We start from the raw sequence: 12,138 nt of genomic DNA, 5'->3' as shown, positions 1-12,138 counted from the left end.
GTGATGCCCATCGCCATATAGGCCTCGGTCAGGCGCATCAGCGCCTCCTCGACATGGCGCGTGGTCTGGTACTTGGTGATGACGTCGCGGAAGCGGTTCACGGCACCGGTATAGTTGCGCTTCTCGAGATAGTAGCGCCCGACATTCATCTCCTTGCCCGCGAGCTGATCGCGCGCAACCAGCATCTTCTCGCGRGTGTCGATCACATATTCGGACTTCGGATAGCGATCGAGCAGCTCCTGCATCGCGGCAAGCGCGCGCTCGGTGCGCTCCTGGTCACGCGTCGCGTCCGGGATCTGGTTATAATAGGACATCGCCATGATGTACTGCGCATAGGCAGCATCAGGGCTGGCGGGGTTCTGCGCCAGAAAGCGCTTGGACGCCGTGATCGCGTCCTCGTACTTGGCCGCCTGGAAATTCGTATAGGCAACCATGATCAAGCCCTTTTTCGCGTAGGGCGAGAACGGCGCCTGCTTGTCGATCTCTTCGAACTTCTTGACCGCGCCTTCGCTGTCGCCATTCTGAGAGCGAGCCAGCCCCTCGTTATAGAGCTTGTCGGCCGGCACATCCGCGATGATTTCCGGCTTGTAGACCTCAGGCTTGTCGAACGGATTGAGCGACGACATCGTGTCGCAGCCGCCGAGCAGCAAGGCGGCGCCGAGCGTCAGGGCAACGCCCATCCGCATCGGTCGGGCGCTTTGGGAAGTCGGGTTATTCAGCCGCATGACGCTCACGTCGTCCGTCCTCTTTCGCTCGTCACCGCAAGATGGCGAAGGATGCCTTTACCTCAGACGCAGCGCTCACGCTACCGGGGAAAGGCAGGTTACGAACATGCGGGGCCCATGCTGCATTCGATAAAAAGCAGGCGAATGCAAGGCGCGCGCGAAACTGTTCGACTGCTCAGTGCAGATCGGGCGCGAAGGCCGCGGGGGCCGCAACGGCCATCTGCACGGCACGGTGCGCATAGACCGGCTCGGCCTCGACGATCGCGTAATTCGCGCGATCCGCGAACAAGGCTTCCAGAACGGTCACATTCATGCGGTGACCGCCGCAATAGGAGCGAAACTCGCCGAGAATCGGATAGCCGGCCAGCGCAAGATCGCCCACTGCGTCCAGCACCTTGTGGCGCACGAACTCGTCGGCGTAGCGCAGGCCTTCGGGGTTGACCACCTTGTCGTCGCCGATCGCGACAGTGTTGTCGAGCGAGGCGCCAAGCGCGAAACCCGCCTTCCAGAGCTGTTCGACTTCGCGCATGAAACCGAAGGTGCGGGCACGCGAAATCTCGCGGGCATAGGCGACCGGCTCGAGGTCGAAGATCTTGCGCTGACGGCCGATCGCCGGGGTGTCGAAATCGATCTCGACATCAAGGCGGAAGCCGCTGTCGAACGGCGCGAGCTCGGCAAAGCCGCGCCCCTTCTCGACGCGGACCGGCTGCAGGACCTTGAGATAACGGCGGTTCGCACCGAGCGTGACGATGCCGACATCTTCGATCGCCGTGACGAATTCCGCCGCGCTGCCGTCCATGATCGGCATTTCGGGGCCGTCGATCTCGATCAGGACATTGTCGAGCCCAAGGCCGGCGCAGGCCGACATCAGGTGCTCGATGGTCGCGACGGAGGCGGCACCGCGATCGCCGATCACGGTGCAGAGCTCAGCGGCGCTCACCTTGTTGTAGCGGGCATGGATCAGGTGCGAGGGGCCGCCCTCGGACTCCTTGCGGAGGAAGACGATGCCGGAGTTCGCGTTGGACGGCTTGAGGCAGATTCCGGCGGGGGCTCCGGAATGAACACCGATTCCCTTCAAGGACACGGGAGCGCGGAGTGTGGTCTGCCGATCAAAATTCATTCCGGTATCCAATCTCGAACGCTAACGATCTCGGCTGCACAACGCTACGGGCTGCCTGACGGTCGTCTGCGGTCCTTCAGTTGGGCGGCGCCTGGCGGTTGCCGATGCCGTCATCCCCCTTTGGGGCAAGCGCAACATACGCCTTAGGTGGATGCCGACAAAATCACGCTTTCTTTCGCTCTGTAACAAGCGAACTCAATCAGAGAAAAATAACCATCCCATTGAAGTATATGGTTTTTCAAACGTAAACAGAGCCCGGAGCGAGGGTTCGCTCCGGGCTCTGTTACAACTGTCGCAGGCGCTGTAGCGCTCAGTTCGCCTGGCGGCGCAGGAACGCGGGAATCTCCAGCTGATCCTCTTCGCTGCTGCGATTCGGCGCAGCACGGCCCAGCTGGTCGAGCTGGCCTTGCGCCGGGCGCGAGGCCGGCACAGCCGGCCGGCGCATGTATTCGGCATGGGCAGCGCTCGGCGCCGGAGCGGCAGGCTGCATCGGCGGCGGCGCGTGGCGCACCGGCGCCTGCGGCTGGGCCTCGTCCTCATCCTTGCGACCGAAACCAACCGAGGCGAGACGCTGCATCAGCGACATGCGCTTCTGGTCGGCCTGGGCCGGAGGCTGCGGAACGGACTGCGCACCGCGGCTCGCCGCGATCTGGTTCTGCGCCGGCATCGGCAGGTCCTCGATCCGCGGCATCCGCGTCGGGCGGACGACCGCACGCTCCGGGGCCGGGGCGATGAAGCTGTCCTCGTGACGCATCATCGGCTCTTCATGCATCATCGGCTGGCTCACCGGAGCGGCCGCGATCACCGGACGCGGCTGCACCGGTTCGATGCGGATGTCTTCCGCAACGCTCGGCTGCACCGGAGCCGACTGGCGCACGGTCTCGACATTCACAGGCGCACGCATCTCCAGCATAGGCTCGGCATGAACCGGAGCCGCGGCACGCGGTGCGGCTGCGGTGTTGCGCAGACGCGCTTCGGCCTTCAGACGCTCGGCAACCTGGGCGATACGGGCTTCGGTATCATCCATTTCAGCCTGGGTGCTGATCGGCTTGTCGATACCGGTGGCCACGACGGAGACGCGCACGACGCCCTCGAGCGATTCGTCGAATGTCGCACCGACGATGATATTGGCCTCGGAATCAACCTCTTCGCGGATGCGGGTGGCAGCTTCGTCGACCTCATAGAGCTTCATGTCGCGCCCGCCGGTGATCGAGATCAGCAGGCCACGCGCGCCCTTCATCGAGACATCGTCGAGCAGCGGATTGTTGATCGCAGCCTGGGCCGCGGTCAGCGCACGCTTCTCGCCCTGCGCCTCGCCGGTGCCCATCATCGCCTTGCCCATGCCGCGCATCACGGCGCGAACGTCGGCGAAGTCGAGATTGATCAGGCCGGGGCGGACCATCAGGTCGGTGATGCAGGCGACGCCGGAATAGAGCACCTGGTCGGCCATGCCGAAGGCATCGGCGAAGCCGGTGGTCTCGTTGGCGACGCGGAACAGGTTCTGGTTCGGGATGACGATCAGCGTATCGACCGCCTCGTTCAGCTCCGAGATGCCAGCCTCCGCCATGCGCATGCGGCGATGGCCCTCGAACTGGAACGGCTTCGTGACGACGCCGACAGTCAGTATACCCATGTCGCGGGCGACGCGGGCGATCGCAGGGGCCGCACCGGTGCCGGTGCCGCCGCCCATGCCGGCGGTGATGAAGACCATGTGCGCGCCGGCAAGGTGATCACGGATCTCGTCGATCACCTCTTCCGCCGCCGCACGCCCGACTTCCGGCTGCGAGCCGGCGCCGAGGCCTTCGGTGACCTGCAGGCCCATCTGCACGATGCGCGAAGCACGCGAGAGCGCCAGAGCCTGCGCATCGGTATTGGCAACGACGAAATCGACCCCATCGAGGCCGGCTTCGATCATGTTGTTGACCGCGTTGCCGCCGGCTCCGCCGACACCGAACACGGTGATCCGGGGCTTTAGCTCCCGGATGTCAGGGGCTTGCAGATTCATCGCCATGGTTGCCTCTTTCGATTTCTTGTCCGGCGCCTGGCGGGAGCCGTCCCGATTGCTACGATTTTACTCTTGGGTCGGAACGGCGCCGCGCCGCCCGGCCCGATACCCTTAGAAACTGTCTTTCAGCCAACGCCCGACACGCGAGAAATACCCGTCCGTCCCCGTCGCGAAGTAAGCGCCGCTCGCGCGAGGCTCGAAATGTTCGACATGAGCGACCTGCGGGTAGACCAGCAGGCCGACCGCGGTCGCAAAAGCTGGTCCCTTGCCAGCCTCCGGCAAGCCCTTGATCCCGAGCGGCCGGCCGGTGCGGACCTGGCCGCCGAGCAGCCGGCGCGCCGTCTCCGGCAAACCGGTCAACTGGCAGGCACCGCCCGTCAGCACGACGCGGCGGCCGGCCTGGGCCGAAAAGCCGGCAGCGTTGAGCCGGTCACGCACGAGCTCGAGGATTTCCTCGACCCGCGGCTTGATGATGCGGATCAGATGCGATTTCGCCAGATGGTTCGGGGTGTCGCGCTCGTCATCGTCGACCTGCGGCACCGAGATCATGTCGCGTTCGTCCGAAGCGCTGGAGATCGCCGATCCGTGCAGCGTCTTCAGCCGCTCGGCGGCCGAGACACGGGTCGACAACCCACGCGCCACGTCCATGGTGATGTGATTGCCACCGACCGCAATGGCGTCGGCATGGACCAGATGGCCGCCCGAGAAAACACCGAGGCTGGTGGTGCCGCCGCCCAGGTCGACGACGACGACGCCCATTTCGGCCTCGTCGTCGACGAGAACCGAGAGACCGGAAGCATAGGGAGACGCGACGACCGCCTCGACCTCGAGATGGCAACGCTCGACCGCCAGCATGACGTTGCGGGCAGCAGCCGCCTCGCTGGCGACGACATGCATGTCGACGGAGAGCTTGCCGCCGACGAGGCCGCGCGGATCAAGCACGCCCGGCACGCCGTCGAGCGCATATCCGGTCGGCAATGCGTGCATCACCGCCTTGCCGGGCTTGATCGCATGCGTCGCGGCGACCGCGAGAACCCGCTTCACATCGGAATCGCTGACCGAGCCGCTACGCAGGTCGACACTGGCGGCATAATGCTGCGAGCCGATGCGCCCACCGGTCAGGTTGACGATGACGGACTGGACCTCGACCTTGGCCATGCGCTCGGCCGCATCGACAGCGGCCCGGATCGCGCGTTCGGCGTTTTCGAGATCGATGATGGCGCCGCCCTTCACGCCGAGCGAACGCTGATGGCCGATGCCGATGATGCGCGCGACATGGGTGCGCCCGCGCAACCGCTCGTTCGCCTCGGCCGGGTTCAGCTCGGCGATCAGGCAGACCACCTTGCTCGTTCCGACGTCCAGAATCGACAAGGTCGCGCTCTTGCGCGACGAAAGCGGACGCATCCGTGGTGTCAGGCCCTGAGAGGTGAAGTTCACGCCTCGCCTCCCTTCTTCTTGGTCTTGCTCTTGAGCTGCTCGGCGCGGGTCGCCGCCCCCTCTTCCGTCAACCGCATCACCACCCGATCGGGCTGGCGCAGGTCGATGGCGAGCAGGTCCTTGTCCAGCAGCCTGAAATCCGTTTCGAGGCCGGCGAGACGTTTGATGGCCTCCCCCGGCGCGATCTCCGGCAGGCGGATATCCATGCCGTTGTCGAGCTTGAGGTTCCAGCGCCGGCCGGCAATCAGGCTGGCCGCACGGATGCGCGGCGCCAATGGTCCAGCGTCGGCGAGCAGTGCGACGTATTCACGGGCGCGGGTATTGGCGTCTGGGCCGACGACGAGCGGCAGATGGGCGAAGCGGCCATCATCCATCTTGTCGATGACCGTGCCATCGGCTGCGATCAGGAAAAGGTCGCCCTTCACCTGCCAGAGGGCGAAGGGTTCACGCTCCGTCAGCGTGATCGCGATCTCGCTGGGATAGAGCTTGCGAACCGTCGCCTGGCGAATCAGCGGCGTCGCCTCGAGGCGACGGCGCGCCTCGTCGGCATCGAAGAAGGCGACCGAGGTCTTCGAATCGATTCCTGCAGCGATCAGGACCTCGATCTCGGACAGCTCCGAGATTCCAGAGATCGTCACCCTGTCGACGCCGAGCCCGACCAGGCGCGCCAGCATATGGCGCGGCTCGCCGTAGTTCTCCTGCATCGTTTCGACATGTCCGCCCTGCACGAAGCCTGTCCCGATACTCAATCCAAGAAACCCAAGAGCCAGCCAGGTCCCGATCCGCTGCGGCAGGCGCTGCCACAGCGGGAGGGCCACCGCACTGCGCCGCGACGACCGGAACCAGCGACGCGAACGCTCGCCGACCAGAAGTTGCGGCCCTGCGGCCGGCATCGATGAACGTCGGGCAGGCACCGCCGCCGCTTTCATCGATCGAGGGAGGCGTCCTCCACCATCCATTTGACGAGCTCACCGAAGTTCAGGCCCGCGTGGGCAGCCAACTCGGGCACCAGGCTGGTTTCGGTCATCCCGGGCTGCGTATTGACCTCCAGCCAGACGAGAGTGTCGGTCTCGTCGTCGTAGCGGAAGTCAGAACGGCTGACGCCCCGGCACCCGATTGCTTGATGCGCCGTTAACGCACACTCTTCGATCTGCTGGTAAATTTTTGGTAAAATTTGAGCCGGGCAGATGTGGATCGAACCACCTTTCGTGTATTTCGCATCGTAGTCGTAGAACTCGCCCGTCGCGGCCCGGATCTCGGTCACACCAAGGGATTTGTCGCCCATGATCGCGCAGGTCAGCTCCCGCCCGGCGACGAAGCTCTCGGCCAGCAACATGTCCCCGCACGGCCAGTCCTCCCGCGCCACTTCCTGCGGAGGATGTTCGCGCCCCTTTTTCACGATGATGACCCCGACCGAGGACCCCTCATTGACGGGTTTCAGCACATAGGGCGGCGGCAGAGGGTGCGTCTTGGCGGCCTCGAAGCGCGACAGGGTAACGCCGCGCGCGACCGGAACCCCGGCAGCCGCAACGACCGTCTTCGCCCTGTCCTTGCGCAGTGCGAGCGCCGAGGCGAGCACCCCGGAATGGGTGTAGGGAATGCGCAGAATCTCGAGCAGGCCCTGGATGGTGCCGTCCTCGCCAAAGCGGCCATGAAGCGCGTTGAAGGCGACGTCCGGGCGCAGCCGATCCAGCACATCGGCAATATCGCGCTGCACATCGATTCGCGTCACGCGGTAGCCGACGCTCTCCAAGGCCCTCGCGCAGCCGTCGCCGGTATTGAGGCTGACCTCCCGCTCGACGGACCATCCGCCCATCAAGACTGCGACGTGTTTGGTCATTGAATCGCTACTCCGCTTCCCCGAGACCCTCGGGGGAGCATGGTTAACGACGCGTTAACGCAGCGGCGGCGAGGCGATCGAAACATCGCCTCCCACGACACATCCTGCGGCGAGGCGCAGTCCGGGCGAAGGCGCGGACTGCGTTACACACTCCCCCGATCGCACTCGGGCAGGCCGACACATGGCTGACCGGTCAGTGGTTTCGCGGGGCCGCCCCATGGCGACGTCTTGATCGCGCGACCACGCCGGGTGCTGGCGACCATTCGTTTCCCAGCGGCCTATACCGCGACGCCGAGCCGCTTGATCTCCCAGTGCAGCTCGAAGCCCGAGGTCTGCTTGACCCGGCGGCGAACCTCCTCGCCCAGACCTTCGATATCGGCGGCCGTCGCGCCGCCGGCATTGATCAGGAAGTTGCAATGCATCTCGGAGACCTGGGCACCGCCGACCCGCAATCCGCGGCAGCCGGCAGCGTCGATCAGTTGCCAGGCCTTGCCGCCGGGCGGGTTCTTGAAGGTCGAGCCACCGGTGCGCTCCTTGATCGGTTGAGCGGCCTCGCGAGCCGCCGTTACCCGGTCCATCTCCGCAAAGATCGCAGCCTGATCGCCTGGCCGCCCCTGGAACAGGGCCGACGTGAAGACTATGTCCATCGTCGCTGCCGCGCTATTGCGGTAGGTGAAGCCCATCTCCGCATGGGAGAGCGTGACGATCTCGCCCTTGCGGGTCACGCCACGCGCCGAGACGAGCACATCGGTGGTCTCGCCGCCGTGAGCACCGGCATTCATTCGCAGCGCGCCGCCGATGCAACCGGGGATGCCGCGATAGAAGGCGAGGCCGTCGAGCGAGGCATCGGCGGCTGCCCGCGCCACCTTGACGTCCGGCACCGCCGTGCCACTGCGCAACCGGTTGCCGTCTTCGAGCGAGATCTCGCCGAACGCCTTGCCGCCGAGTCGAATGACGACGCCGGGAATGCCACCATCGCGCACGATCAGGTTCGAGCCGAGCCCGACGACCGTGACAGGAATCTCGGCCGGAAGCCTGGACAACAAATAGGCCAGGTCCTGCTCGTCAGCCGGCGTGAACAGCACCTGCGCCGGGCCACCGACGCGGAACCAGGTCAGCCCTGCCATCTCCTGGTTGGCCAGGAGCCTACCGCGCAATTCGGGCGCGGCCGCGCGAAGGTCGGGGGTGATGTCGGGGAAGCTCACTGCTTGCCACCCAGCCCGGCGAGTTCGCCCGGCAACGCATAGGCCCATTGCGTGATGTTGCCGGCGCCCAGCAGCACGACATAGTCGCCCGGCCCCGCGAACTCCGCCACCATGCCCGCGAGTTTCTCGGGAGCCTCCAGGGCCAGCGCATGGCGGTGGCCGCGCGCCTTGATACCTGAGACGAGGCTATCCCGGTCGGCACCGGGAATCGGAGCCTCGCCGGCGGCATAGGTGTCGGCGACGATCACCGTATCGGCATCGTTGAAGCAGGCCGCAAAATCGTCGAACAGGCTGGAAAGCCGCGTATAGCGATGCGGCTGCACCACGGCGATGACCTTGCTCCTAGTCGAGGCGCGCGCCGCCTTGAGCACGGCGGCGATCTCSACSGGRTGGTGGCCGTAATCGTCGAAGATCAGTGCGCCGTTCCACTCGCCGGTCTTGGTGAAGCGGCGCTTGACGCCGCCGAAACCGGCAAGGGCCTCGCGGATCTTCTCGACCGGAATGCCGAGGTCATAGGCGACCGCGATCGCGGCGGTGGCATTGAGCGCATTGTGGTGACCGGGCATCGGCATCACGAGATCGCGCACGACCTCGTCGCGCCCACGCTTGCGGTCGCGGATCAGCAGCGTGAACCGGGCCTGTCCGCCGGAGAGATCGATGTCGATCAACCGGAAATCCGCCTGCGGGTTCTCGCCATAGGTCACGACGCGCCGGTCTTCGATCTGCCCGACGAGGCCCTGCACCGTGGGATGATCGATGCACATCACCGCGAAGCCGTAGAAGGGCAGGTTCTCGACGAAGGAGCGGAAGGCCTCCTTGATCGCATCGAAGGTCTTGAAGTGGTCGAGATGCTCGGGATCGATATTGGTGACGATCGCCACGTCGGCAGGGAGCTTCAGGAAGGTGCCGTCCGACTCGTCGGCCTCGACCACCATCCAGTCGCTCTCGCCCATGCGCGCATTGGTGCCATAGGCGTTGATGATGCCGCCATTGATCACCGTCGGGTCGAGCCCACCCTTCTCGAGCAGGGTCGCAACCAGCGAGGTCGTGGTCGTCTTGCCATGCGTGCCGGCTACGGCGACGCAGGATTTCAACCGCATCAGTTCGGCCAGCATTTCGGCGCGGCGCACCACGGGCAGGCGCTGCTCGCGCGCGGCCGTGAGTTCGGGATTGTCGCGTTTGATCGCCGTGGAGACGACGACGACCTCCGCCCCCTCGATGTTCTCGGCGGCATGGCCAACGAAGGTCTTGATGCCCTTGTCCGCGAGCCGACGGACATTGGCATTGTCGGACGCGTCCGAACCCTGGACCTTGTAGCCGAGATTATGCAGCACCTCGGCGATACCGGACATGCCGATGCCGCCGATGCCGACGAAATGAATGGAGCCGAGCTTGGGCGGCAGCTTCATGGGTCAGGTGTCTCCTGCGGATTACGACATGTCGCGAAAAGGTGGGAACCAGCTTTCCGTCAAGACATGCCTCAGAACGTGATCCCTGCGACCTGCAGAACCAGGCGGGCAAGCCGGTCGGCCGCATCGGGAATTCCCGCGCTCTTGGCGCTGTCGGCCATGGCAGTCAAGCGCGACGGGTCTGCGATCAGGGCCGAGAGCTCGCCCGCCAGCCGGCGCGGCGTGAATTCCGGCTGCAGGATGCGGATGGTGCCGCCCGCCCGCTCGAGCACCGCGGCATTGGCGGCCTGGTCCTGATCGAGCGAGCCCGGCAAGGGCACCAGCAGCGACGGCCGCCCGATCACGGTGAGCTCGGCGACGGTCGAGGCGCCCGCCCGGCCGATCACGAGATGCGCTGCACCCATGCGCGTCGGCAGGTCCTTGAAGAAGGGCGCGATCTCGGCTGCGACGCCGAGTTCGGAATAGATCCGCCTGACGCGCTCGCCATCCTCCGCGCGGGCCTGCTGCACGATGTGGAGACGGCCTCGTTCCGCAGGCGTCAGCAGTTGAATCGCCGGCGGCACGATATCGGCCATGATCCGGGCACCCTGGCTGCCCCCGAAAACGAGCAGCCTCAGCGGCCCTGTCGACGGATCGGCATAGGGAGAGACGGCGGCAATGACCGCGGGGCGAACGGGATTGCCGACCTGCCTGCATTTTGCGGCGCGAGCGGCATCGAGGCCACCGACCTCGGCAAAGCCCGTCGCAATGATGTCGACCCGACCAGACAGGAAGCGATTGGCGCGGCCGATGACGGCGTTCTGCTCATGCACCATCGTTTTAACGCCGGCGAATGAGGCGGCGAGCACCGGCGGAACGGTCGGATAACCGCCGAAGCCGACAACGACCGCAGGCTGCAGCGTCTTGATGACGCGACGCGCGACGAGGACGCCCTTCATCAGCTCGAGCGCCGCGCCCGCCATCTTGAGCGGCGAGCGACCGGACGGCGTCGCCGCCGGGACCGGGTGAACGGACTCGGCCGGGAAGCCGCCGGCATACTCGACCGCGCGCGCGTCGGTGACGAGCGCGACGCGCACGTCATGGCGGTGCAGCGCGTGGCTCAGCGCCTCGGCGGGAAAGAGGTGGCCGCCGGTGCCACCTGCGGCGAGAACGACGAGCGGACGCTGTGCCATGTCCGTCAACGCCCGAATTCACCAAAGCCCTCGGCACGCGGGCGTTTGCGGGTCAGGGCCAGCAGGAAGCCTGTACCCAACGCCAGCGAGAGCAGCGAGGAGCCACCATAGGAAATGAACGGCAAGGTCATGCCCTTGGCCGGCATCATGTGCAGGTTGACCATCATGTTGATCGCAGCCTGGATGCCGAACAGCAGCGCCAGCCCCGTCACCGCGAGACGGATGAAGGGATCCTCTGCCTTCTGGGCCACGAAGAGTGCGCGCAGCACGATCAAGGCGAAGAGTGCCACCAGCAGGATACAGACGACGATGCCGAACTCCTCCGCCGTCACGGCGAAGATGAAATCGGTATGCGCGTCGGGCAGGATGCGCTTCACGGTGCCCTCGCCCGGCCCTTTGCCGAGCCAGCCGCCCTGAGCAAAGCTCTCGAGCGCGGTATCGACCTGGAAGGTGTCGCCAGAGCCCTTGTCCATGAAGCGCTCGATGCGGGCGCGCACATGTGGAACGAGCTGATAGGCGATGAGCAGGCCGAACATGCCGGCGCCACCGAGACCCGCCACCCAGAACCAGTGCAGGCCGGCAACGAAGAACAGCCCGCCCCAGACGAGGCTGACCAGCACCGTCTGGCCGAAATCCGGCTGCAGGACCAGAGGCGTGATCGTCAGCGGCAACAGCGCGAACGCCATCAGCGTACCCGGCAGGTCCGGCCGGCGCATGCCCTCCGAAAAGGCCCAGGCAGCGAGCACGACGAATGCAGGCTTCAGGAATTCAGACGGCTGGACGGAGCCGAGCGGGCCGAGCGTCAGCCAGCGACGCGCGCCCTTCACCTCGACGCCGAAATACAGCGTCGCCACCACCATCGCGAGCGCGACCACATAAATCAAAAGCGCCGCGCGCCGGACCTGCCGGGGCGTCAGGAACGAGGCCGCGAGGAAGATGGCAAAGGCAGCCAGCAGGTAGAACACCTGTCGGTTGACGAAGTGGAAGGTCGAAAGACCGAGCCGCTCGGCCACCGGCGGCCCGCCCGCCATCAGCAGCACGACACCGGAGACCATCAGCGTCACCAGGGTCGACAGGATGATGCGGTCGATCGACCACCACCAGCGACCGCTGAGACTGGGTTCCGCGCGTGAGACCATGCTCTGGCTCCATCAACCAGACGGGCGAAATTCAGCCGCCCGTTTCAGCGAATCACATTGGCAACGATTGGTTAACCGATTGATTC

10 protein-coding genes are annotated in these 12,138 nt (G+C 65.6%); all 10 read right to left on the bottom strand.

The features are described 5' to 3' along the window. A partial coding sequence (locus AC1DRP_RS28835; RefSeq protein WP_476770264.1) for an outer membrane protein assembly factor BamD occupies nucleotides 1-725 on the bottom strand: 725 nt, incomplete at its 3' end. A gap of 175 nt (nucleotides 726-900) precedes the next feature. Further along, on the bottom strand, nucleotides 901-1,845 hold the full coding sequence (gene lpxC, locus AC1DRP_RS28830; protein ID WP_441489309.1) for a UDP-3-O-acyl-N-acetylglucosamine deacetylase: 945 nt from the start codon (nucleotides 1,843-1,845) through the stop codon (nucleotides 901-903). 310 nt (nucleotides 1,846-2,155) lie between these two features. Then, on the bottom strand, nucleotides 2,156-3,856 hold the full coding sequence (gene ftsZ / locus AC1DRP_RS28825; RefSeq protein WP_441489310.1) for a cell division protein FtsZ: 1,701 nt from the start codon (nucleotides 3,854-3,856) through the stop codon (nucleotides 2,156-2,158). Between the two features lie 105 nt (nucleotides 3,857-3,961). Beyond that, nucleotides 3,962-5,254 carry a cell division protein FtsA gene (gene ftsA / locus AC1DRP_RS28820; protein ID WP_069879824.1) on the bottom strand — a complete coding sequence of 431 codons (1,293 nt, stop codon included), beginning with the start codon at nucleotides 5,252-5,254 and terminating at the stop codon, nucleotides 3,962-3,964. A gap of 29 nt (nucleotides 5,255-5,283) precedes the next feature. Continuing rightward, nucleotides 5,284-6,246 (bottom strand): cell division protein FtsQ/DivIB, encoded by a 963-nt coding sequence (locus AC1DRP_RS28815; protein ID WP_476770263.1) that lies wholly within the window; start codon nucleotides 6,244-6,246, stop codon nucleotides 5,284-5,286. Then, nucleotides 6,213-7,127 carry a D-alanine--D-alanine ligase gene (locus tag AC1DRP_RS28810; protein WP_441505337.1) on the bottom strand — a complete coding sequence of 305 codons (915 nt, stop codon included), beginning with the start codon at nucleotides 7,125-7,127 and terminating at the stop codon, nucleotides 6,213-6,215. Before AC1DRP_RS28810 ends, AC1DRP_RS28815 begins: the two co-directional genes overlap by 34 nt. A 278-nt stretch (nucleotides 7,128-7,405) precedes the next feature. Further along, the gene (murB, locus tag AC1DRP_RS28805) at nucleotides 7,406-8,332 is read right to left on the bottom strand and encodes a UDP-N-acetylmuramate dehydrogenase (protein ID WP_441505336.1); all 927 of its coding nucleotides are present in this window, start codon (nucleotides 8,330-8,332) and stop codon (nucleotides 7,406-7,408) included. Further along, a complete protein-coding gene (gene murC / locus AC1DRP_RS28800; protein WP_476770262.1) occupies nucleotides 8,329-9,741 on the bottom strand; it encodes a UDP-N-acetylmuramate--L-alanine ligase in 1,413 nt (470 codons plus the stop codon). The genes murB and murC overlap by 4 nt, the downstream gene beginning before the upstream one ends. A gap of 71 nt (nucleotides 9,742-9,812) precedes the next feature. Then, the gene (gene murG, locus AC1DRP_RS28795; protein WP_476770261.1) at nucleotides 9,813-10,913 is read right to left on the bottom strand and encodes an undecaprenyldiphospho-muramoylpentapeptide beta-N-acetylglucosaminyltransferase; all 1,101 of its coding nucleotides are present in this window, start codon (nucleotides 10,911-10,913) and stop codon (nucleotides 9,813-9,815) included. A gap of 5 nt (nucleotides 10,914-10,918) precedes the next feature. Next, nucleotides 10,919-12,052 (bottom strand): FtsW/RodA/SpoVE family cell cycle protein, encoded by a 1,134-nt coding sequence (locus AC1DRP_RS28790; protein ID WP_441489315.1) that lies wholly within the window; start codon nucleotides 12,050-12,052, stop codon nucleotides 10,919-10,921. Nucleotides 12,053-12,138: the final 86 nt, after the last annotated feature.

The sequence above is a fragment of the Allobosea sp. 01N443 genome (assembly GCF_056399325.1).
Note: the sequence above shows the minus strand (reverse complement) of the source record. Positions and strands in the feature narration are given on the sequence as shown.